At 63.8% G+C, this 20,112-nt stretch carries 24 protein-coding genes, 1 tRNA gene and 2 pseudogenes; 20 read left to right on the top strand and 7 right to left on the bottom strand.

Going from position 1 to position 20,112, the window contains the following annotated elements; genetic code table 11:
- Positions 1 to 57: 57 nt before the first annotated feature.
- Both QN315_RS17720 and QN315_RS17715 read left to right on the top strand, forming a co-directional pair.
- Positions 58 to 1,011 (top strand): aldo/keto reductase, encoded by a 954-nt coding sequence (locus QN315_RS17720; protein ID WP_323990732.1) that lies wholly within the window; start codon positions 58 to 60, stop codon positions 1,009 to 1,011.
- A gap of 219 nt (positions 1,012 to 1,230) precedes the next feature.
- Entirely contained in the window at positions 1,231 to 1,932 is a 702-nt protein-coding gene (locus QN315_RS17715) for an IclR family transcriptional regulator (RefSeq protein WP_323990731.1), read from the top strand.
- A 64-nt stretch (positions 1,933 to 1,996) separates the two neighbouring features.
- Here QN315_RS17715 and QN315_RS17710 read toward each other — a convergent pair whose 3' ends face one another.
- Positions 1,997 to 2,314: a MoaF-related domain-containing protein gene (locus tag QN315_RS17710; protein WP_323990730.1), complete on the bottom strand. Its 318-nt coding sequence runs from the start codon at positions 2,312 to 2,314 to the stop codon at positions 1,997 to 1,999.
- Positions 2,315 to 2,519: 205 nt separating this feature from the next.
- On the opposite strand from QN315_RS17710, the gene QN315_RS17705 reads away from it, so the two are divergent.
- From QN315_RS17705 to QN315_RS17695, 3 genes are all read left to right on the top strand, one after another.
- Positions 2,520 to 3,404 carry a LysR family transcriptional regulator gene (locus QN315_RS17705; protein WP_323990729.1) on the top strand — a complete coding sequence of 295 codons (885 nt, stop codon included), beginning with the start codon at positions 2,520 to 2,522 and terminating at the stop codon, positions 3,402 to 3,404.
- Between the two features lie 183 nt (positions 3,405 to 3,587).
- A complete protein-coding gene (locus tag QN315_RS17700) occupies positions 3,588 to 3,986 on the top strand; it encodes a heme-binding protein (protein ID WP_323990728.1) in 399 nt (132 codons plus the stop codon).
- A gap of 42 nt (positions 3,987 to 4,028) precedes the next feature.
- The gene (locus QN315_RS17695) at positions 4,029 to 5,174 is read left to right on the top strand and encodes an MFS transporter (RefSeq protein ID WP_323990727.1); all 1,146 of its coding nucleotides are present in this window, start codon (positions 4,029 to 4,031) and stop codon (positions 5,172 to 5,174) included.
- A gap of 85 nt (positions 5,175 to 5,259) precedes the next feature.
- Here QN315_RS17695 and QN315_RS17690 read toward each other — a convergent pair.
- Both QN315_RS17690 and QN315_RS17685 read right to left on the bottom strand, forming a co-directional pair.
- Positions 5,260 to 5,436: pseudogene (locus tag QN315_RS17690) on the bottom strand (transposase); the annotation flags it as partial.
- Between the two features lie 99 nt (positions 5,437 to 5,535).
- The gene (locus QN315_RS17685; RefSeq protein ID WP_323990726.1) at positions 5,536 to 6,405 is read right to left on the bottom strand and encodes a LysR substrate-binding domain-containing protein; all 870 of its coding nucleotides are present in this window, start codon (positions 6,403 to 6,405) and stop codon (positions 5,536 to 5,538) included.
- 97 nt (positions 6,406 to 6,502) lie between these two features.
- On the opposite strand from QN315_RS17685, the gene QN315_RS17680 reads away from it, so the two are divergent.
- A complete protein-coding gene (locus tag QN315_RS17680) occupies positions 6,503 to 7,141 on the top strand; it encodes a LysE family translocator (RefSeq protein WP_323990724.1) in 639 nt (212 codons plus the stop codon).
- 131 nt (positions 7,142 to 7,272) lie between these two features.
- Here the strand turns inward: QN315_RS17680 and QN315_RS17675 are convergent, their stop codons facing one another.
- Entirely contained in the window at positions 7,273 to 8,172 is a 900-nt protein-coding gene (locus QN315_RS17675; protein WP_323990723.1) for a LysR substrate-binding domain-containing protein, read from the bottom strand.
- Between the two features lie 169 nt (positions 8,173 to 8,341).
- Between QN315_RS17675 and QN315_RS17670 the strand changes: the two genes are divergently transcribed.
- From QN315_RS17670 to QN315_RS17640, 7 genes and pseudogenes are all read left to right on the top strand, one after another.
- Positions 8,342 to 8,887, top strand: a complete 546-nt coding sequence (locus tag QN315_RS17670; RefSeq protein ID WP_323990722.1) for a sugar ABC transporter — start codon at positions 8,342 to 8,344, stop codon at positions 8,885 to 8,887.
- A 7-nt stretch (positions 8,888 to 8,894) separates the two neighbouring features.
- On the top strand, positions 8,895 to 9,221 hold the full coding sequence (locus QN315_RS17665; RefSeq protein WP_323990721.1) for a hypothetical protein: 327 nt from the start codon (positions 8,895 to 8,897) through the stop codon (positions 9,219 to 9,221).
- A 20-nt stretch (positions 9,222 to 9,241) separates the two neighbouring features.
- Positions 9,242 to 10,081: an MBL fold metallo-hydrolase gene (locus QN315_RS17660; RefSeq protein WP_323990720.1), complete on the top strand. Its 840-nt coding sequence runs from the start codon at positions 9,242 to 9,244 to the stop codon at positions 10,079 to 10,081.
- Positions 10,082 to 10,251: 170 nt separating this feature from the next.
- A pseudogene (locus QN315_RS17655) lies at positions 10,252 to 10,557 on the top strand (MobA/MobL family protein).
- 324 nt (positions 10,558 to 10,881) lie between these two features.
- Positions 10,882 to 11,130 carry a type II toxin-antitoxin system Phd/YefM family antitoxin gene (locus QN315_RS17650; protein WP_149577224.1) on the top strand — a complete coding sequence of 83 codons (249 nt, stop codon included), beginning with the start codon at positions 10,882 to 10,884 and terminating at the stop codon, positions 11,128 to 11,130.
- Positions 11,127 to 11,588, top strand: a complete 462-nt coding sequence (locus QN315_RS17645; RefSeq protein ID WP_323990718.1) for a type II toxin-antitoxin system VapC family toxin — start codon at positions 11,127 to 11,129, stop codon at positions 11,586 to 11,588. The genes QN315_RS17650 and QN315_RS17645 overlap by 4 nt, the downstream gene beginning before the upstream one ends.
- Before the next feature lie 146 nt (positions 11,589 to 11,734).
- Positions 11,735 to 12,340 carry a recombinase family protein gene (locus tag QN315_RS17640; RefSeq protein WP_323990717.1) on the top strand — a complete coding sequence of 202 codons (606 nt, stop codon included), beginning with the start codon at positions 11,735 to 11,737 and terminating at the stop codon, positions 12,338 to 12,340.
- A gap of 155 nt (positions 12,341 to 12,495) precedes the next feature.
- Here QN315_RS17640 and QN315_RS17635 read toward each other — a convergent pair.
- A tRNA-Ser gene (locus QN315_RS17635) sits at positions 12,496 to 12,585 on the bottom strand.
- 294 nt (positions 12,586 to 12,879) lie between these two features.
- Between QN315_RS17635 and rplU the strand changes: the two genes are divergently transcribed.
- The 4 genes from rplU to proB all read left to right on the top strand — a co-directional run bounded on the left by rplU (position 12,880) and on the right by proB (position 15,885).
- On the top strand, positions 12,880 to 13,194 hold the full coding sequence (gene rplU, locus QN315_RS17630; protein ID WP_323990716.1) for a 50S ribosomal protein L21: 315 nt from the start codon (positions 12,880 to 12,882) through the stop codon (positions 13,192 to 13,194).
- Between the two features lie 67 nt (positions 13,195 to 13,261).
- The gene (gene rpmA, locus QN315_RS17625) at positions 13,262 to 13,531 is read left to right on the top strand and encodes a 50S ribosomal protein L27 (RefSeq protein ID WP_176639256.1); all 270 of its coding nucleotides are present in this window, start codon (positions 13,262 to 13,264) and stop codon (positions 13,529 to 13,531) included.
- Positions 13,532 to 13,681: 150 nt separating this feature from the next.
- Complete coding sequence (obgE, locus tag QN315_RS17620; protein WP_323990715.1) at positions 13,682 to 14,740, top strand: GTPase ObgE; 1,059 nt, start codon at positions 13,682 to 13,684, stop codon at positions 14,738 to 14,740.
- Positions 14,737 to 15,885, top strand: coding sequence for a glutamate 5-kinase (gene proB, locus QN315_RS17615; RefSeq protein WP_323990714.1), 1,149 nt, complete (start codon positions 14,737 to 14,739; stop codon positions 15,883 to 15,885). Before obgE ends, proB begins: the two co-directional genes overlap by 4 nt.
- Positions 15,886 to 15,975: 90 nt before the next feature.
- Here proB and QN315_RS17610 read toward each other — a convergent pair whose 3' ends face one another.
- Entirely contained in the window at positions 15,976 to 16,887 is a 912-nt protein-coding gene (locus tag QN315_RS17610) for a hypothetical protein (RefSeq protein ID WP_323990713.1), read from the bottom strand.
- A gap of 44 nt (positions 16,888 to 16,931) precedes the next feature.
- A complete protein-coding gene (locus QN315_RS17605) occupies positions 16,932 to 17,207 on the bottom strand; it encodes a DUF2312 domain-containing protein (protein WP_176640977.1) in 276 nt (91 codons plus the stop codon).
- A gap of 267 nt (positions 17,208 to 17,474) precedes the next feature.
- Here QN315_RS17605 and zwf point away from each other — a divergent pair, with 267 nt between their 5' ends.
- Genes zwf through petA form a run of 3 tightly spaced genes read left to right on the top strand, consistent with a single transcriptional unit; the run spans position 17,475 to position 20,108 of the window.
- Complete coding sequence (gene zwf, locus QN315_RS17600; protein WP_323990711.1) at positions 17,475 to 18,953, top strand: glucose-6-phosphate dehydrogenase; 1,479 nt, start codon at positions 17,475 to 17,477, stop codon at positions 18,951 to 18,953.
- Between the two features lie 8 nt (positions 18,954 to 18,961).
- Positions 18,962 to 19,429, top strand: coding sequence for a hypothetical protein (locus QN315_RS17595; protein ID WP_323990710.1), 468 nt, complete (start codon positions 18,962 to 18,964; stop codon positions 19,427 to 19,429).
- Positions 19,430 to 19,481: 52 nt separating this feature from the next.
- Positions 19,482 to 20,108, top strand: coding sequence for a ubiquinol-cytochrome c reductase iron-sulfur subunit (gene petA / locus QN315_RS17590; RefSeq protein ID WP_323990709.1), 627 nt, complete (start codon positions 19,482 to 19,484; stop codon positions 20,106 to 20,108).
- Positions 20,109 to 20,112 lie beyond the last annotated feature (4 nt).

Below are 20,112 nucleotides of genomic sequence, written 5' to 3'. Positions count from 1 at the left end.
ATGCCGGCAGCGCCCGGGTCACGGCAAACCGGGCTGCGGACCAAGTATGGAGCGACCATGACAATCGAGACCCTGAAAATTCCCCAGATCGCACTGGGCACCTGGGCCTGGGGCGACAGCGGCGAGGCCGGCGACGGCTATTTCGGCAGCCACCTGACCCGGGCTGGCCTGGAAGAGGTCGCGGACAAAGCGCATGCGGCCGGCTTCACGCTGTGGGACACCGCCATGGTGTACGGCATGGGCCGTTCGGAAACCGTACTCGGGGACGTGCTGAAGCGCTTCGCGCGCAGCGACTACCAGCTCTCCACGAAGTTCACCCCGCAGGCCGCGGGCACCGGGGATGACCCGATGGCGGACATGCTGGAGCAAAGCCTGGCACGCCTCGGCACCGACTACATCGACCTCTACTGGATTCACAATCCAGCCGATGTGGCACGGTGGACGCCTTACCTGATCCCGTTGCTCAAGAGCGGTAAGGTCAAACATGTCGGCGTCTCGAATCACAACCTGAGCGAAATCAAGCGCGCCAACCGGATTCTCGAAGAATCCGGGTTCCGGGTCGAGGCCATCCAGAACCATTACAGTCTCCTTTACCGCGGCTCCGAGGATGCCGGCATCCTGGATTATTGCCGCAGCCACGGCATCCCGTTCTTCGCCTATATGGTTCTGGAACAGGGCGCCCTGACCGGCAGATACAGTCCGGAGAACCCGCTGCCGGAAGGAACCAACCGGGCGCGGGCTTACAACGGCATGCTGCCTCAATTGCAGGCGCTGACGGACAAGCTCGCCTCGATCGGCCAAAGCCACGGTGCGGCAGCTCCCGATGTCGCGACAGCCTGGGCCATCGCCAAGGGCGCGACGCCGATCATCGGCGTCACCAGGCCCGACTACGTCGATGGACTGGTCCGGGCCACCAGCTTGACGCTCACCGGCGACGAGGTCGCGGAGTTGGAAGCCCTCGCCGACGCCGCCGACGTGAACACCCGCGGCTGGTGGGAAAAAGAAATGTAAGTCCGAGCGCCTGCGCAAGCACCGCGAGCCGCAGTTCCGCATATTATTCTTTCCTTGGGTGGGGCTACCGGCATTCGCGGAGGCGACGGAAATGCGCCAATATTCCACATTGTTGAACTTCTGACCGAAATAGTGCCGAAAATTCTTGAAAATCTGCTATGATCGCGCGGCTTGTTCGCGGAGGTGCTCTTGCCGGAGAATGAAGACAATGGAGGACGGTTGATCCAGTCGATCGAGCGCGCCGTCGCCATTCTGGAGATCATCGCCCGCGAGGGCGGTGCGGCCTCTCTCAAGCATATCGCCGAGAGGACCGGCATCGGCAAGACGACGGCACACAATATCCTCAAGACGCTGGACGTGCTGGGCTATGTCCGCCGGCGCGTCGGCGATACCCGCTATCACCTGGGCGGGCGCATTCTGAACCTTGCCCGGATCACGGGTGATGACGGCGCGCTACGGACCCGTCTGCGCCCGGTGCTGGAGGCCATTGCGGTGAAGACGGGCGAGACGGTCTATCTTGCCGTGCCGAGCGGTGACGAAACCTATTATCTCGATGCTATCGAATCGGACCGGATGCTGAGGACAGCGAGTCCCGGTGAAGCCAGGTTGCGGCTTGAAGGATCAGCGATCGGCCTCGTCTTCCTCGCCTTCATGCCGGGCCTCGGCAAGCGTGTGCTGGCGACCCGCGCCGATGCGCTTGGTCCGGATATCCAATCGCAGATCGACGCGGTCGAGAGGGTCGGGTTCGCGCTCGATCTCGAAAACTATGAGCCAGGTCTTCACTGCGTCGCCGTTCCCTGGCGGGAAAACGGCGAGGTCCGGGCCGCCATCGGCTTGAGCGGACCATCGACCCGCCTGCCGCGCGACAAGCTGACGGACCTTGCCTGGATGATGATGAGAGAGGCCGAGAAGGTTCAATGACGCAACAAGACCAGTCCACTGTAAGGCACCGCAATCGGAATTGCGACAGTACCCATGTTGCACTTCACAGAATTTCGCCTGTCATGACGTAAAAATCCCCGCTCATCATGGTGTAGAAAGCGCGGGAGATCTTCTGCTCGAAATTATCACAGTGAACGACCGTCGATTTGTCGTCCTCTTGCCATGACAGGAGAAAGTTTCCACCGGCCAGTTCAGTCCATCGAAATGGCACTGTCATCTGTGTCCCCAGCAGGTCACCCGACAAAAATTCGACAGAGATGGTTTGTCCATCCGCCGAATAGGCATTCGTTACTTCCAGTCCGTTTTCGAAGCGGATCGTGTATTTTTTCCCGGCATGGGGAAACGTCGTTTGTTCTGTCATGTCTGTGTCCCTGGAAAGCGAATGAACAAATTCATCCCGAGATATAACGCCATTGGATACAAGATAAATAAGCTTGCATTCCATTCATTATAGAAGAAATGTCCATAATGAACGCATGGAGACGCCTCCCGATCGAACGGGTGCGCGATGACACATCATGAACCGTTACCAATGACGCCCCAAAGGGCGTGCCGGAGACTGTCGGATGGATTCGATTTACGGGATCAGCCTGTTCGTGAAAGCGGCCGAGACGCTCAGCTTCATCGATGTCGCCCGAACCACCGGGCTATCGGCTTCGGCGGTGGGCAAAAGCATTGCCAGGCTCGAACGGAGCATCGGCGTCACTCTGTTCCGTCGCACCACCCGAAGCATGACATTGACCTCGGAAGGAGAAATTTTCCTTCAGCATTGCCGCAATATTCTCGAAGAATTTCATATCGCCAAACAGAAGCTCGACCATATCTCCGAGGAACCGAGCGGCCCTCTACGGATCACGCTGCCTCTGGTCGGGCCCCTGTTCAACCCGATCCTCAAGGAATTCATTTCGACCAATCCGAACGTGCAACTGGATGTTCATTTCTCCGACCATTTTGTGGATCTGGTCGAAGGCGGCTTCGATGCGGCAGTGCGGATCGGCGACATCGACGATTCCCGGCTTGTCCGCCGACATCTCGGCTCCTTTCGCATGCAGGTGGTCGCCTCCGCGAAATATCTTCAAGCCAGGGGAACACCACGGACGCCACAGGATTTGAGTAATCATAGCTGCCTTCTCTATAAATATCCCTCCAGCGGCAAGTTCGAAGAATGGCCACTTCCCGATTGGCGGAAGATCACTGCCGGCACTTTCAGCCACTATACCGTCTGCAACGCGATCGAATCGCTTTTATTCTTCGCGGAGAGCGGCTGCGGTATCGCCTGCCTGCCCGACTTTCTCGTCAAGAGATCGATCGCTGCAAAGAAACTCGTCGCCGTGCTCGAAGACTACGAATCGCCGGCACGCGATCTCAATATATTATGGCCGCCGGGTCAGTACATGACCACCAAGCTCCGGCGCTTTATCGACATCCTGACCGAGACGCTTATTATGTGATCGCGGTATTCCCACAGATGCCGCGATTCTCTGCAATGCCGGGCGACAGGAATACCGTCCAATGCCGCCGCGCCTGGGCGTTCAGCATTATTGAACATATGGCGTTTTTCAAAAACACTTGTTTTGTTTAGCGCATTCCTGAATATTGTCCTGGCTTCCTTCAGTCCAACGAGAGGAAGCCGGATGAACTCCGAACTCGCCACATCCCTCATCGCGACCGCGACAGCCGAAGCCACCAAAGGCGGCGTTGCCGTCTGCATCACAATCCTCGACGCCGCGGCCCATCTCGTCGCCTTCCATCGCATGGACGGCGCCAACATCGGCCCGATCGAGGTCAGCCAGAAGAAGGCGCGCACCGCCGCGCTGTTCCAGACCGACAGCCTTCTGCTCGGACAAGCCGCCCAGCCCGGCGGCCCGATCTATACGCTTGAGAACACCAATGGCGGTCTCATCAGCTTCGGCGGCGGTGTCGTGCTGCGCGACAAGGCCGGCACGGTGATCGGTGCCATCGGCATCGGCGGCGCGCCCGTCGAAGTTGATGAGATCATCGCGCAGGCGGCCGCCGCCACGCTGCTTTCCTAAGCGAGGACGCTGGACATGCCTATCGGTCTCTTCGCTCTCGCGGTGTCCGCCTTCGCCATCGGCACCACCGAATTCGTCATCGTCGGACTGATCCCGGGAATGGCCCGGGATCTTTCCGTATCCATCCCGACTGCCGGCCTGCTCGTCAGCCTGTATGCGCTATCGATCACGCTTGGCGCACCGACCGTCACGGCGCTGACCGGCCGGTTGCCGCGCCGCCCGCTCGCCATCACCCTGATGCTGATTTTCACCCTCGGCAATCTGATCGCCGCCTTTGCGCCGGGCTATGACATGTTGCTTGCCGGGCGTATCGTGACCGGCATCGCCCATGGCGTGTTCTTCTCGATCGGCGCAACAGTCGCGACGTCGCTGGTCGACAAATCGCGTTCGTCGCAGGCCGTCGCGCTGATGTTCGCCGGACTGACCGTCGCCATGGTGGTCGGCGTGCCGTTCGGGGCGTTCGTCGGCCAGCATTGGGGCTGGCGTGCGCCGTTCCTGGTGGTCGCGGCGCTCGGAGCGATCAGCGTGGCCGGGTTGATGGCATGGCTGCCCAAGGCCATCCCGCATACGCCGCCAACCGGCCTGATCTCCCAACTCGGTCTCCTCGGCAAGCCAAGGCTGCTCGCCATGTATCTCGTGACGACTTTCGGCTTCGGCAGTTCCTTCGTCGTCTTCACCTATCTCTCGCCGCTGATGACAGGCGTAACCCATGTCAGCGAAGAGACCGTTAGCCTGGCGCTGATGCTGTTCGGGGTCGCCACCGTCATCGGCAATCTGTTCGGAGGCAGGCTCGCCGACCGGATCGGCAGCGAACCGGCGCTCAGGATCGTTCTGATCGGACTGATCGTCTCGCTGGCCGCCCTGCCGCTCACGGCAAGCCATGCCATCGGCATCTTCGTGAATCTGTTCGTCTGGGGCATATTCGCCTTCGCGATTTCTCCGATCATGCAGGCGGGGGTCGTAAAGACGGCCGCGATCGAGGCCCCCGACGCCGTCGGCACAGCCTCGGGCTTCAATATCGCCGCCTTCAATCTCGGCATATCGGGCGCCTCATTCATCGGCGGCGTTCTCGTCAATGGCCCCGGCGTAATCACGACACCATGGGCCGCCATCGCGCTCGTCGCGCTGGCTCTGCTGATCGTCGAATGGCTCCTGCGTCAAAGACGCTTGAGCCTTCGCACGGCATGAGAGGTGGCCCCATTCGTTCGGACAGATTTGCGGATTGAACAAGCTATTGCCCGGTGTGCTATGCCGCCAATTTCTCGCTGTCGCTGCCCGAAAAGGCCGCAGCCATGCCCTCGATCGCCTGGCGCTTCCACTGGGCGATCATCGTCTGATGCACACCGTGCTTCGACGCCAGTTCCGACAGCGTCTGCTCGCCACGGATCGCCTCAAGAGCCACCCGCGATTTGAACTCACCCGAATACCGTTTCCTCGTACCCTTGCCCATCAGTCCCTATCCAGGCCGGGGATAGCTTGTCACCCTGTCCGATTTTCCGGGGCCGCCCCTGTTACGTGGGGGCGGCAGTGTGGGTTGCAGCTATGAGTTTTATGAGCTTGGAATAGAATAACCGCTTACGCCATGCCGTATCTGCTGCGTGAGTTCGCTGGCGGCCCGTGGAAGCTGCCCTTTCGCATGGTAGAGATTGATTGCGAATGACGGGAGTTCAGGAAGGTTCTCCCCGAAGGGCAGAATGTCGAGATCATTTGGCACCGTCGAGGCCAACCATGCCGTTACCGCCAGATCGGCGCGGATCGTGGCGCGGGTCGCATCAATGCTGCCGCTCTCGAACATCGTTCGCCAAGCAAGATCGCATTCACCGAGAGCTTGCAAGACAACCGGACGAAAGGCGCACGTTTCGGCAACCATTGAAATCGGAAGCGGAGTCTTGAGATGCGCCGCTCCCCCTTTTGCTCCGACCCAAACCAGGCAATCGATCGCCAGGCATTCCCCATTTGAGTTATCCACCGGCTCCTCGACCAAGGCGAGGTCGATTGTGCCGTTGGTGATCGCCGTCCGAAGCTCCGGAGAGGCAAGGCAGACGAGTTCGATTTCCACCTTCGGATAGGCTTCCGAAAATGTTTTCAAAATCGGGGTCAGCCATGTTCCCACAAGGTCATATGGTGCGCCGAGACGGACGCGGCCGCCGATCGGCCCTTCCGCCATATCCGCCCACAACTCGTCATTGAGCGCGACGAGTCTGCGCGCTTTTCCCAGCAACCGCTCGCCATTCGGCGTCAGGCGGAGAGTGCGTCGTTCGCGAACGAACAACGCGCCTGACAAATCCTCCAGCCGGGCAATCTGCTGGCTGACGGCGCTCTGCGTAAGATTCAAGGCGTTTCCGGCTGCCGTCATGCTGGTGTGATCGGCGACGGCAACGAAGGTGCGAAGCAGGGTGAGATCGAGATTGCGGACCATGCCGTGCATTATGGCTCATAATGGATACCCTGCACAACATGCGATTTAATTATGCCACGAACAACAATAGAGTTCCCCGAATAACTTGGGGATCAGAATGTCCGTCACTGAATTTCTGCCGCTCGTTCTGTTTGTCATTGTATCCACGGCCACGCCGGGCGGCGCTACAACCCTCGCCACGGCTTCCAGCGCTCATTTCGGCTATCGCCGCTCCGTGCCGTTCATGTGTGGGATTGCCGTGGGTCTAGCCACCATGGCCGCGTCGGCAGCAGCCGGATTGGGGAGCGTAATTCTGGCGTTTCCGTCGCTTCAGCTTGCTATGAAGCTTATCGGCTCGCTCTACCTGCTATGGCTCGCGTGGAAAATGGCGCGGAGCGGCCCGCCGCACTTGCATTTAAGCATCGCCAAACCGACCAGTTTTCCCGGCGCGGTTTGGCTGGTCTGGCACAACCCAAAAGGTTGGGCGATGGCGTTGGGGGCAGCCGCATCTTTTGCCTCGCTCGCAGATGAACCATTCCACCTCGCGCTTATCCTGGGAATTTCATTTGGCGCTGCGGCGATCCTTTCACTCTCGCTTTGGTGCGCAGCCGGCGTGTTGCTCTCCCGCCTTCTTCGGACAGACGCTCAATGGCACGCTCTCAATGCCCTGTTGGGCGCTTTACTTGTCATTTCGATCATACCGATGTGGCTCGAATACGCCCAGCCTCCGATCAGCGGCAGCGGCCATCTTGGTTGACAGAATCGACCAAGATGACTGTCGGCTCAACAGCCGCCAGGAGTTATGGGCCGCGATCTACCGAGCATAACTCCATGGCTATGGCTCCGGCACAGCATCTCCGAAGAGACAGGCAAGTAAACCATTCGATTTCATAGTGTTGGATTCGACGATCGCACTTCCTTGAGAAGCCAGTTCGCGAACATCTGGATAGGGCCGCCACTCAATCGTATCGGCCCCGGCAGGATGAGGCAAAAAATCTTGGAAATCGACTCACCATCAGGCCAAGGTGCAACCAGGCGACCTTTCGCCAACTCTGTTTCGATATAGATTCGCGGCACCAGCGCAACGCCGAGGCCGGCCAACGCAGCTTCGATTTGCATGGAGTGAAGATCATAGCGAGCACCAACCGCAGGATTGGTCAGCACAATCCCGGTTTCCTGCGCATAGCGTTGCCAGGCATCCGGATTCTGGCGTCGATGAAGACGTGGCAGCCCGTCAAGGGATGCCGCTCCTTCGCCTCGATCGAGAAGCGCCGGGTGGCAAACCGGAACCAGCGTCTCATGCAACAGCCGGTGCGTTCTCATTCCCGTCCATGCGGGATGCTCGAAATGGATCGCGGCGTCGAAGCCGCTTCCCGCCAGCACAAAAGGCTCCATCCGTTCGGCAAGATGCACGATGATATTCGGGTGATCTTCCCGAAACCGTGCCAGGCGGGGAATGAGCCAGCGCGCCGCAAAGGTCGGGATGGTGGCAATGTCGAGGCTCGCGCCGTCGCTGGGTTGCCCCATCAGATATTGACTGTCACGTTCCAGCCGGTCGAGTGACTCGCGAACCTGAGCCGCATAACGCTCTCCATTCGGCAAAAGCCGGACACGATTGCCGACCCGCTCGAATAGCGTGACACCGAGAAAGGCTTCCAGCCGGCCGATCTGGCGGCTGATCGCCCCTTCGGTCAGGGCCAGTTCGTCGGCAGCGCGAGCGAAGCTCCCATGACGCGCCGACGCCTCGAACGCCATGAGTGCGGAATTGCTGGGAATCTTGCGGCGCACAGGTTGCTCCCGACATAATGGTTCGGCATTCGATCGCCATCACCTTGATATTAGGTCACTGAAGCATGATCCAATGTCGATATATAGGCGATATTTGGCGGTCTATCATGAGAAAATATCAACGATAGACAGGACCGGAAGCTCCGCGCCTTCGGTCGAAGGTGGTGCGATGATCTATACGGTAGAATGCAGCTTTGCCGACCCGGGCAGCGAAGCGGAATGGAACGACTTTTATAGCCTGGACAAACTGCCAGCCCTCATTTCGGTGAACGGCTTCCACACATCGCAGCGTTTCAAGGCGTTGAGCCGTGGCTGCCCACTCTATCTCGCCATTCATTCGATCGACGGCCTCGACATCCTGACGGGTGAGGAATACCGCCAAAAGGGCGGCGGCAATTTCGCGCGCTGGCAGCAGCACATCACCGACTGGCATCGAAACCTCTATGGCGGCGTCGATCGAGCGCCGGCAATTGATGAGGGCGAATATCTGGCGTTGAGCGCACAAGGCCCCGAGCCTCTGATCCGGTTGGGCCTCACCCCATATGCGATGCACGCGGTCGCTATGGAGAAGTTCCCGGAATATCGCTGGCTCGCCAAGGTGGAGCGCAGCAAGACGCCTGACATCGAGCACCTACCGGAAGATGTCCATGTCTATGTGCCGATGACGGCACAATTGACCAGTGACGATGACACTGCCTTCGAGACGGCACGGTAGGCCCCCAATGCCGAATGTCACGATCTACATCCCGGCAGACAATATGCCGCCGGACGAAGCACTCGCAGAACTCACGGAGCAATGCACCGAACTCTGCACGGGCATTCTCCGGGCTGCATTGCTGAATGTGCATATCGTCTATGTCGCTGTTCGGCACGGCCGGGGGCACCCGGCCTTTGCGGAAATCCAATATCGCCTTGAGCCATTTCGGACGCCGCCGGTCATGGAACGGTTCATGGAAGGGCTGGACGGTGCCATTAAGGGCAATATCGGCCTCACGGCACGCATCCGTTGCTTTGGCTATGCAGCGTCGAACATTCACGCACGAAATTGAACTGATGCCTGGAGAAAGCGATGTCCAATCTTGAATTTCCAAGCCAACAGGTCGGTGACCTAACAATAACCGCAGTCAGCGATGGTTATCTGCACGCCAGTTTCGATTTCCTCGCGAATATCGATCCGGCCGACGCCTCCCGTATGCAGGAAAATGCGGGGATAAAGGATCACACAGCGATCCATATCAACTGCTACCTTGTGCGCGGAGGCGGTCGGACGGTCCTGATCGACGCCGGAGCGGGTGGTTTCAAGCAGTGGGGCGGTCGATTGAAAACCAATCTGCCACTCGCCGGCATCCAGCCGTCCGGCATCGACGCGATCCTGTTGACGCACGCCCATCCCGATCATGTCGGAGGGCTGATGGACGCCTCGGGAGAAGCCGTCTTCCCGAACGCCGAACTTGTCGCCCACCATCGGGAAGTCACGTTCTGGCAGGATGACGGCAATCTGAGCCGCGCGCCCGAGCGCGCCCGCGGCAACTTCCTCATGGCGCGTCAGGCGTTCGACGGGTATCGCGACAGGCTGCGCACCTTCGATGCCGGTGAAGTGCTTCCCGGCATGACGGCGGTTCCGCTTCCGGGCCACACGGACGGACATACCGGCTATCGCCTCGAATCCGGCGGCCAGAATTTGCTGGTCTGGGGAGATAGTGTCCATTTTCCCCAGATTCAGATTCCGCGCCCGGATGTAACGATCGCGTTCGATCAGGATTCCCATCTCGCGGCCGCGACACGAACGAGGCTGCTGGACCTCGTAAGCTCGGAGCGGCTGCTGATCGCCGGTATGCATCTCGGCGAACTCGGTTTCGCGCACATCAAGCGAACCGGCGGGAACTATGGCGTCGCTTATGAGGAATGAGCATGCTCGACTTTGCTTTCGCACTGAGTCGATCTGCGCGAGCCACCTGATACCTTCAATATTTGACCAAACCTGCGTCCTGGTCAGGCAATATGCTGAACAATCTTTCTGCCATGAAATCCACGAAGACACGGATTTTAGGCGAGAGCTGACGGCTGGAAGGCCAGAGGATGCGAAAGCGCGGCGTCGTCCATGCCGAGGTCATGCTGCCGGAGAATGCGCCGGAGCAATGGAACGACCGCGAACGGCTCTGGAATGATGGCGAGGCGTTCGAGAAGCGGAAGGACGCCCAGCTTTGCCGCAAGGTGGAGTTCGCCATCCCCCGCGAGATGACGTAGGCGCAGGGGATCGAACTGGCCCGCGACTTCGTCCAGTCGGAATTTGTCGATCAGGGCATGATCGCCGACCTCAATGTGCATTGGGACATGGACGCGGACGGAATGCCGAAACCCCATGTCATACTGATGTCATGCTGACGATGTGCAAGGTGAGCGAGGACAGCTTCGGCCCGAAGGCGGGGACTGGAACCGCACCGAGCTGGTGGAGCGTTGGCGCGAACGCTGGGCCGATCACGTCAGCGAGCGCCTGGCCGAACTCACGGCGGCGCACAGATCAGCGAGGTGCGCCGCCGACGCGAGGTCACGCAGGCCGAGACCGAGGTATTCGAGCAGTGGTTCGGCGACCTGTTCGACGAGTTATTCGGCTCCAGCGGCTGATGCTCCAGGCGTCGAAATCGACGTTGAAATTCGCTCTCCAATAGATTACATGTAGTCACATATGCCTACATATGGAGGCGCGATATGCTGACCATCAACCTCAGAGACGCCAAGGCCGGATTTTCCAGCCTGGTCGATGAAGCCGTCAAAGGAGAGATCGTGACCATCACCCGTCATGGCAAGCCCGTTGCGGCCCTGGTTTCGGTCGAGGCAGCGGAGATTGCGCGCAAGGCGCTGACGCGCAAACGGGCGGGCCTGGTCAGCTATCTCAGGACGTTCCCAGGCGGAGAGTTCCCGCGCAACCGCAAACCATCGCGGGATGTCGAGCTTTGAGCGGCTTCCTTCTCGATACCAACGTCGTTTCCATGCTGGCGCCGTCGAAGGCGGAAGCGTCCGCTGACTTCCTCGATTGGCTGGACCGCATGGACGCAGATGGACGGTTATTTCTGTCGGTCGTCTCCATCCATGAGATCGAGAAGGGAATCGCGCTCCTCGACCACAAGGGGGCAACGGCGAAGGCCGCGAGCCTGAAAGCATGGCTCAGTGGTCTCGTCTCCACATACGATGACAAGATCATTGGCTTCGACGCGCAGGCCGCCGCAATCGGCGGGCGATTGGAGGCTAAAGCGCTTACGGCCGGTCACGACCCCGGCATGGCGGACGCCGTGATTGCCGGGACCGCCGCAGCGCATGAACTCGTCATTGTCACCCGCAACACGAAGCATTTCCTGCCGTTCGGTGTCGCCGTGTTGTCGCCTGACGAGACTGCCGCACAAGGAGGCCCGGCATGACCGCTTCCCCAATCCCCCTGCGCGCCGCCCTCTACCTGCGCGTTTCGACGGCGCGGCAGGCCGAACATGATGTTTCCATCCCCGACCAGAAGCGGCAGGGCTAAGCCTATTGCGCCTCTCGCGGCTACCATCTCGTCGAAACCTATGTGGAGCCGGGCGCGTCGGCCACCAACGACCGCCGCCCGGAGTTCCAACGCATGATCGAGGTCGGGACCACCAAACCAGCGCTGTTCGACGTGGTGGTGGTTCACTCGTTCAGCCGCTTCTTCCGCGACCATTTCGAGCTTGAGTTCTATGTCAGGAAGCTGGCGAAGAACGGCGTCAAGCTGGTCTCGATCACGCAGGAGAAGGGCGACGATCCCATGCACGTCATGATGCGGCAGATCATGGCGCTGTTCGACGAATACCAGTCGAAGGAAAACGCCCGGCAAGGCTTCTGGAACGGCTCGCTTCCTCCCATCGGCTACCGCGTCGTCGCGGTCGAGCAGCGCAGGGCCAAGACCAAGAAGAAGCTGGAAATCGACCCGCTCCACGCCGACACGGTGCGGCTGATCTATCGCTTGGCGCTCGAAGGCGACGGCACGAGCGGCCAGATGAGCGTGAAGACCATCGTCTCCTATCTCAACGGCCATCGCCTCTTCACCCGTGACGGCGAGCGCTTGGGGGCATCGGTCAGGTTCACCGCATCCTGCCCCGGCACACCTACATGGGCGAGCATGAGTTCAACAAGCGATCCAAGACCAAGGAATTGAAGGCGGTCAGCGAGATCGTGACGGTTCCGGTCCCGCCGATCGTCAACCGGGAGACGTTCGACGGCCAGATTCGGATCATGGGATCGAAGTCCCGGCTGCTCCAGACGCTCGTGGCGAACGGCGACGCAAACGCAGTGCCCACTCAGGGACTGAAGTGGCGGAGAGGGTGGGATTCGAACCCACGGTACGCTTGCACGCACAACGGTTTTCGAGACCGCCCCGATCGACCGCTCCGGCACCTCTCCATAATCCAACGCGGCGATGGATGCGGCTTATAGGGGGGGTGCAGGCCGCACGCAAGCCACCCCGATGCGTTTTTCACTCATTATGTTATTGTCCCCGCCACACGCCTCACGCCCTGTCCCGCGCATTGCCTGTTGACGTCCCGCGCGCTCCACCTGTAGAAGCCCCACTTCTCCCCCGCTCGCCCGGGGGTTCAGCCATGCCCGCATGGCCAACAACAAAAAGCGACTGGGCCGCGTCGCCTGTCCCGCCAGGGGCCGCACGCGCCAAGAGATCGGAAAGAGTTAGGACAAACCATGTTCGCAGTCATCCGCACCGGCGGAAAGCAGTATCGCGTCACCCCGGACACCGTGCTGAAGGTCGAGAAGCTCGACGCCGAGGCCGGCGCCACCGTGACCTTCAATGACGTCCTCGCCGTCGGCGGCGAAGCCGGCACGACGATCGGCGCCCCGACCGTCCCCGGCGCCAGCGTGACCGCCACGGTCATTGCGCAGGACCGTCTGGACACGGTCATCATCTTCAAGAAGCGCCGCCGGCAGAACAGCCGCCGCAAGAACGGCCACCGCCAGCCCGTCACCGTGCTGCGCATCGCCGCGATCAACGCCGCCTGAACCCCGCGCGGGGCGCATCGGCGCCCCCGGGGCATCTCAGGTCAGATCAGATTCAGGAGTTCAGGCAATGGCACAAAAAAAGGCAGGCGGTTCGTCCCGCAACGGACGCGATAGCGCGGGCCGACGCCTCGGCGTCAAGAAGTTCGGCGGCGAAAGCGTCGTCGCCGGCAACATCATCGTCCGTCAGCGCGGCACCAAGATGAAGCCGGGCAGCAATGTCGGCCTCGGCCGCGACCACACGATCTTCGCCCTGGTCGACGGCCATGTGCGCTTCGAGCGCCGCGCCGAAGGCCGCGTCCACGTGTCGGTCGAGGCCCTGGCGATCGCCGCCGAGTAAGCACGCCCGCGTCTCGGGGCCGCAGGCGACCCGCAAAGGGCCGGTCCTCGGGACCGGCCCTTTTTGCGTTGCGCCCCCCTCGCCCCATATGCACGCTCTCACGGACATGCCGTCTCGGGCGGCCCCTTCGTTCCGACCGGACCAACGACGATGAAATTCCTCGACCAGGCCAAGATCTACGTAAAATCCGGTGACGGCGGCGACGGCGTCGTCGCCTTCCGGCGAGAGAAATACATCGAATTCGGCGGTCCCGACGGCGGCAATGGCGGCCGCGGCGGCGATATCGTCTTCGAGGCCGCGGGCAACCTCAATACCCTGATCGATTTCCGCTACACGCAGCATTTCCGCGCGCGCAAGGGCGGCAACGGCGCGGGGTCGGACCGCACCGGCGCCGCCGCCCCGCCGGTCGTCATCCAGGTCCCCGTCGGCACCCAGATCTTCGACGAACACCGCGAAATCATGCTGGCCGACCTCGACAAGCCGGGCATGCGCGTCACGCTCTGCCGCGGCGGCGACGGCGGCCACGGCAACGCCCATTACAAGACCAGCACCAACCGCGCCCCCCGCCGCGCCGACAAGGGCTGGCCGGGCGAGGAACAGTGGGTCTGGCTGCGGCTGAAGCTGATCGCCGATGTCGGGCTGCTCGGCCTGCCCAATGCCGGCAAATCGACCTTCCTCTCGGTCGTCTCGGCCGCCCGGCCCAAGATCGCCGACTACCCCTTCACCACCCTGCACCCGCAGCTCGGCGTCGTGCGCCTCTCGGTGGCCGAGGAATTCGTCATCGCCGACATCCCCGGCCTGATCGAAGGCGCGCATGAGGGCGCGGGCCTGGGCGACCGCTTCCTCGGCCATGTCGAACGCTGCGCCGTGCTGCTGCACCTGGTCGACGGCGCCGCCGGCGACGTGGTCAAGGCATGGCGCACCATCCGCCACGAACTCGAAGCCTATGACGAAAACCTGGCCCGCAAGCCGGAAATCATCGCCCTGAACAAGATCGACGCGATGACCCCGCAACAGATCTCCAGCCGCCGCCGCGCGCTGGAAAAGGCCAGCGGCGCCCAGGTCGTCACGCTCTCGGGCGCCACGCGGCAGAATCTCGACGCCGTGCTGCGCCTGCTCCAGGATCGCGTGTCCGCCACGCGCGCGGCCGAGCGCGAGGCCGCCACCCTCGCCATCCCGCAGGACGCCGCGCGGGACACCGCGACATGACCGCGCCCCCCGCCCCCGTTCGCGGCCCGCTCCCCAGCCTGGCCGACGCCCGCCGCCTGGTGGTCAAGATCGGCAGCGCCCTGGTCGTCGACCCCGAACAGGCCGCCCCCCGCGCCGCCTGGCTCGCCAGCGTGGCCCACGACATCGCGGCCCTGCGCCAGGCCGGCACCGAAATCATCGTGGTCTCCTCCGGCGCCATCGCGCTCGCCCGGCACAGCCTGGGCCTGACCCGCCGCGCCCTGCGGCTCGAGGAGAAGCAGGCCGCCGCCTCGGTTGGCCAGATCCGCCTGGCCCAGGCCTGGACCAGCGCGCTGTCCGCGCACACCCTGGTCGCCGCGCAATTGCTGCTCACCCCCGGCGATACCGAGGACCGGCGCCGCTACCTCAATGCCCGCGCCACCCTCGACACGCTGCTGGGCCTGGGCTGTGTCCCGGTCATCAACGAAAACGACGCCATCGCCACCACCGAGATCCGCTACGGCGACAATGACCGCCTCGCCGCCCGCGTCGCGGAAATGACCGGCGCGGACCAACTGGTCCTGCTGTCGGACATCGACGGACTCTATACCGCCGACCCCCGCACCGACCCCACCGCCCGCCACCTGCCGGTCATCCCGGCCCTGACCCCGGAAATCGAGGCCATGGGCGGCGCCCCCCCGCCCGGCTACTCGTCGGGCGGCATGCGCACCAAGCTGATGGCCGCGCGCATCGCCACCCAGTCCGGCTGCGCCATGGCGATCACGATCGGCAAGGACCCCAATCCCCTGGCCCGGCTGCGCGACGGCGCGCGCTGCTCGTGGTTCCTGCCCGCGCCCGACGGCCGCTCGGCCCGCAAACGCTGGATCGCCGGCGGCCTCGCCCCGGCCGGCCGCCTGGCCATCGACGCGGGCGCCATGCGCGCGCTGGCCGCCGGCTCCTCCCTGCTGCCCGCCGGCGTCCGCGCCGTGCATGGCGATTTCGAGCGCGGCGACCTGGTGCTGGTCACCGACCTCGACGGCAACGAAATCGCCCGCGGCCTCTCCGCCTACGCCGCCGCCGACGCCCGCCTGATCGCCGGCCACCGCTCCGACGACATCGAACCCCTGCTGGGCTGGCGCGGGCGGGACGAGATCATTCACCGCGACGACCTCGTCGTCCACCCGTAAACCCGGACCGGCGGCGATCCGACGCGCGCACCGCTCCCGCTCACCGGGCCACGTTTTCGGGCAGACGACCCGCCCTCGCCAACAGGGTTTTCAGGTGCGCGGAGGCCAGCGCAGGGTGGGCTCGGAACGCGGCGGGGGCTCGTCCCATTCGTCATTGCCGCGCGCCCGGTACCCATGCCGCCGCCCCGGATCGCGGGGTTCCGCCAATGGCCGCGCCGGCCCGACCGGCGGCGGAGCATAAGGCGGATAGGGCGATTCCGGCGCGGCCGGCCGCTCATGCCAAGGCATCGACTGCGGCGGCGCCGGCTGCGGAGGCGGTGACTGCGGGGGTATCGACTGCGGAGGCTTCGATTGCGGCGGTATCGGCCGCCCGTCCTCCGGAGGCACCCGCACGCTCGGCCGCGGCGCAGCGACCGGCGGCGGCTCGACCGGCGGGGGCGGAGGCGGCCGCATTGGTCCCACCGCATCGGGCGGCGGCGCGAAACGCGTGGGGCGCGGCGCGGGCTGATAGGCCGGCTGACCACCAGGCGGAACGGAATACGGCGGGAACTCCGATGGCTGGGCGGTTGGTGGCTGGACGGGCGGCGGGCTCACCGGCCGCTCCGGACGGGGCACATAGGCATCGCTGGCCGTGACCGGGTCGCCGGCGCGCGGCGGCGCCACTCCGGCTCCCCCCGGGGCCGCCCCGTTCGCCATCTCCGAGCCCGGACCGGCCACCGGCGAGACCATCGGCGCGACCGCCGCCGCCCGCGCGGCGGCCAGCGGGCGCCGCTCCTCGGGCGGCACCGCCAGCACCCGCAATTCCGCCTGCAGATCCTCGATCTGCAGCGCCAGCGCGTCCAGCCGCCCCTTCACCCCGAACACGGCAAAGGGCATCAGCAGCCAGACAAAGGCAAACAACGTCCCCAGGATCAGCAGCACTAGCTGCAGCCACCAGGGCATCCAGTCGAGGAACGGCAACGGCATCGCGATACGACCAGAAAAGAACGGACCTTCGCCCATGTGACCAGATCAGGCCACGCCGGCGCAAGGATCCCGTAAGAAGGTCACATTCCCAGGGCGCGGCGGTAGATATCCAGCAGCGTCTCCTGCTCCTCCACCTCGGCCGGCTCCTGCTTGCGCAGGCGGATGATCTGCCGGATCACCTTCACGTCGAACCCGGCCGACTTCGCCTCGGTGAAGATATCCTTAATATCGCCGGCCAGGGCCTTGCGTTCCTCTTCCAGCCGCTCGATCCGCTCGATGATGCTGCGCAGCCGGTCCGCCGCAATGCCGCCTACCGCCGCCGCGTTGTCGTCAGCCGCAAAATTCTCCGCATCCATGGAACCGCATGCCTCCAGCATCGTGGGTGGAACGTCGCTCGTCCGACCGGGCCAGGGGCCGAAACCACCCGATCCGAAAGGGAACGGCGGGCTTATCGTGACGATGCCGGCCGGTCAATGGCAACTTGACAGCCCCCCTTCGCCCGGCCCAAACCGATGCACGGCAGGTCGTCTCCCCCACGGGTCCCCCGGCACATGGAGGCAGGCCCGCGCATGTCCGCGAAACGTCCAACGCAACAATCAGAACCGCGCAGGAGGCCGCATCCGATGGCTCAACTCCCACCCGTCGATATTTTCGACTACATCGTCTTCGGGGCCACCGGCGACCTGACGATGCGCAAGCTGCTGCCGGCGCTCTATTACCGCTATCGCGACGGGCAGATCCCCGATCAGGCCCGCATCATCGGCACCGCCCGCTCGCCCCTCTCCCGCGCCGATTTCCAGGCCCGGGCCGAAAAGGCGCTGCAGAATTTCGTCAAGCCCGCCGATCTCGACCCCGACCTCGCGCGCCGCTTCCTCGCCCTCGTGCATTATGTCAGCCTGAACGGCGCCGAGGCCGGCAGCAACTGGCCCGGGCTGAAGGACCTGCTGGCCGAAGCCCCCGCCGACCGGATCCGCGTCTATTACCTGGCCACCGCGCCCGACCTGTACGGCCGGATCTGCGAAAATCTCAGCACCCAGGGCCTGGTCACCGACCAGTCGCGCGTGGTGCTGGAAAAGCCGATCGGCACCGACCTGGCCTCGGCGGACGAAATCAATGACGGCGTCGGCCGGTTCTTCCCGGAAAACCACATTTTCCGCATCGACCACTATCTGGGCAAGGAAACCGTCCAGGCCGTGATCGCGCTGCGCTTCGCCAACCCGGTCTTCGAACGGCTCTGGTCGTCCGACGCCATCGACTATGTCCAGATCACCGCGGCCGAAACCGTGGGCGTCGAGGGCCGCGGCCCGTATTACGACAAGTCCGGCGCCATGCGCGACATGATCCAGAACCACCTGCTGCAGGTGCTGTGCCTGGTCGCGATGGACCCGCCCGGCTCGCTCGAGGCCGACAGCCTGCGCAACGAGAAGCTCAAGGTCCTGCGCGCCCTGCGCCCGATCACGCCCGAGGACGTCGCCGTCAGCACGGTACGCGCCCGGTACGGCGCCGGCGAAATGGGCGGCAAGCCCGTCCCCGGCTATCTCGAGGATCTCGGCGAGAACGCGGTCAGCAACACCGAGACCTTCGTCGCTATCCGCGCCCAGGTCGATACCTGGCGCTGGGGCAACGTGCCGTTCTACCTGCGCTCGGGCAAGCGTATGGCCCAGAAAAGCAGCGAGATCGTCATCCAGTTCAAGACCACCCCCTGGTCGATCTTCCCCGAGAAGCCGGCGGCCAACCGCCTGGTCATCCGCATCCAGCCCGATGAGGGCGTGATGCTGACCGTCTCGACCAAGGACCCGACCCCGACCGATTCGGTGGCGCTGCGCCAGGCCGACATCAACATCGCGTTCGAAAAGGCGTTCGCCACCCGCTACCCCGACGCGTACGAACGCCTGCTGCTCGACGTCGTGCGCGGCGATCCGGTCCTGTTCATCCGCCGGGATGAGGTCGAGGCCGCATGGCGCTGGGCCGACCCGATCCTCCAGGGGTGGGCCGAGAACAAGTCGCCGCTCGAAACCTACCCGGCCGGAAGCTGGGGCCCCGACGCCGCCCGCGCCCTGCTGGCCGAGCGCGGCCACCGGTGGCACGAGGACATGGTCTGACCGTCCGCATGGCCTCCCCTTCCGATACCACGAACAAACTGGGCGGCCGCCGCGGCCGCCTGACGATGCGCCAGCGTATCGTCAGGCGGCTGGTCATGGTCGTGCCGATGGCCCTGCTCGCGGTCGTCGCCGCGCGCATGGGCTGGCTGGATCAGGCGGCGGACCAGATCACCTTCCGCCACGCCAACTGGTTCGACGACACCGCCCTGGTGGAACATTTCCGCACGGTCGTGACCCATAACGGCATGACCGACCTGCCCGGGCGCTGCGTGCTGTTCATCGTCAACGGCAACGACCCGCCGGACGCCACGCGCTTCGACGTCATGGCCAAGCATTCCGGCTCCTGCCCGGGGGCGAAGGACCCGGCCCTCAAGAACACGCTGCCCAAATTGTTCACGCTGCGGGTCGACCGGGTCGACCAGACGGTGCAGACCGACTGGGGCTCGCCCGGCACCTTCCACCCCCTGCCGCGTTAAGGGCGCCATGACGACCCGGGGCGATCTTCCCTCCGCGCAACCTGCCATCCCCATGGAGACCACCCCCACGGACGGCAAGCGACGCGACTTCCTCACCCTGGTCACGCTGGCCGCCGGCGGGGCGGGGGCGGCCGCCTTCGCCTGGCCGTTCCTCGACTCCCTGCGCCCGGCCGATTCCGGCGCCGCCCGCGCCCCGGTCGATGTCGACGTCTCCAAGCTCCCCCCGGGGCAGCAGATCACCGTCGTCTGGCACGGCAGTCCGGTCTTCATCACCCATCGCACGCCCCAGGCCCTGGCCCGGCTGCGCGATCCGGCCCTGGCCGCCCGCCTGCGCGACCCCACCTCGCGCGCGCTGCAACAGCCGCCCTACGCCGACAACTGGCACCGCTCCATCGTCCCGGACTATGGCGTGGTGGTCGGCATCTGCACCCATCTGGGCTGCGTGCCGGCCTATGCCCCGGCGCCGGACCCCGCCACCCCGGTCGCCAACTGGCCGGGCGGCTATGCCTGCCCTTGCCACGGCTCGAAATTCGACCTGGCCGGCCGCGTCTTCATCGGCGCGCCCGCCCCCTACAACCTGCCGGTGCCGCCTTATTCCATGGCCGGCCCGACCACCATCCGCCTCGGCCAGAACCCGCCCGGCACCAGTTTCGACTTCGCCGCCATCCAGCAGATCTGACCGC

Source organism: Nguyenibacter sp. L1 (genome assembly GCF_035199985.1).
Lineage (GTDB): Bacteria > Pseudomonadota > Alphaproteobacteria > Acetobacterales > Acetobacteraceae > Gluconacetobacter > Gluconacetobacter vanlangensis.
This window is presented reverse-complemented; position numbering and strand designations above follow the sequence as displayed.

Coding starts and splice junctions, on each gene's coding strand:
- QN315_RS17720 (WP_323990732.1), top strand. CDS start 58: ATGACAATCGAGACCCTGAAAATTCCCCAGATCGCACTGGGCACCTGG.
- QN315_RS17710 (WP_323990730.1), bottom strand. CDS start 2,314: ATGACAGAACAAACGACGTTTCCCCATGCCGGGAAAAAATACACGATC.
- QN315_RS17705 (WP_323990729.1), top strand. CDS start 2,520: ATGGATTCGATTTACGGGATCAGCCTGTTCGTGAAAGCGGCCGAGACG.
- QN315_RS17700 (WP_323990728.1), top strand. CDS start 3,588: ATGAACTCCGAACTCGCCACATCCCTCATCGCGACCGCGACAGCCGAA.
- QN315_RS17685 (WP_323990726.1), bottom strand. CDS start 6,405: ATGGTCCGCAATCTCGATCTCACCCTGCTTCGCACCTTCGTTGCCGTC.
- QN315_RS17680 (WP_323990724.1), top strand. CDS start 6,503: ATGTCCGTCACTGAATTTCTGCCGCTCGTTCTGTTTGTCATTGTATCC.
- QN315_RS17670 (WP_323990722.1), top strand. CDS start 8,342: ATGATCTATACGGTAGAATGCAGCTTTGCCGACCCGGGCAGCGAAGCG.
- QN315_RS17665 (WP_323990721.1), top strand. CDS start 8,895: ATGCCGAATGTCACGATCTACATCCCGGCAGACAATATGCCGCCGGAC.
- QN315_RS17660 (WP_323990720.1), top strand. CDS start 9,242: ATGTCCAATCTTGAATTTCCAAGCCAACAGGTCGGTGACCTAACAATA.
- QN315_RS17650 (WP_149577224.1), top strand. CDS start 10,882: ATGCTGACCATCAACCTCAGAGACGCCAAGGCCGGATTTTCCAGCCTG.
- rplU (WP_323990716.1), top strand. CDS start 12,880: ATGTTCGCAGTCATCCGCACCGGCGGAAAGCAGTATCGCGTCACCCCG.
- rpmA (WP_176639256.1), top strand. CDS start 13,262: ATGGCACAAAAAAAGGCAGGCGGTTCGTCCCGCAACGGACGCGATAGC.
- obgE (WP_323990715.1), top strand. CDS start 13,682: ATGAAATTCCTCGACCAGGCCAAGATCTACGTAAAATCCGGTGACGGC.
- proB (WP_323990714.1), top strand. CDS start 14,737: ATGACCGCGCCCCCCGCCCCCGTTCGCGGCCCGCTCCCCAGCCTGGCC.
- QN315_RS17610 (WP_323990713.1), bottom strand. CDS start 16,887: ATGGGCGAAGGTCCGTTCTTTTCTGGTCGTATCGCGATGCCGTTGCCG.
- QN315_RS17605 (WP_176640977.1), bottom strand. CDS start 17,207: ATGGATGCGGAGAATTTTGCGGCTGACGACAACGCGGCGGCGGTAGGC.
- zwf (WP_323990711.1), top strand. CDS start 17,475: ATGGCTCAACTCCCACCCGTCGATATTTTCGACTACATCGTCTTCGGG.
- QN315_RS17595 (WP_323990710.1), top strand. CDS start 18,962: ATGGCCTCCCCTTCCGATACCACGAACAAACTGGGCGGCCGCCGCGGC.
- petA (WP_323990709.1), top strand. CDS start 19,482: ATGGAGACCACCCCCACGGACGGCAAGCGACGCGACTTCCTCACCCTG.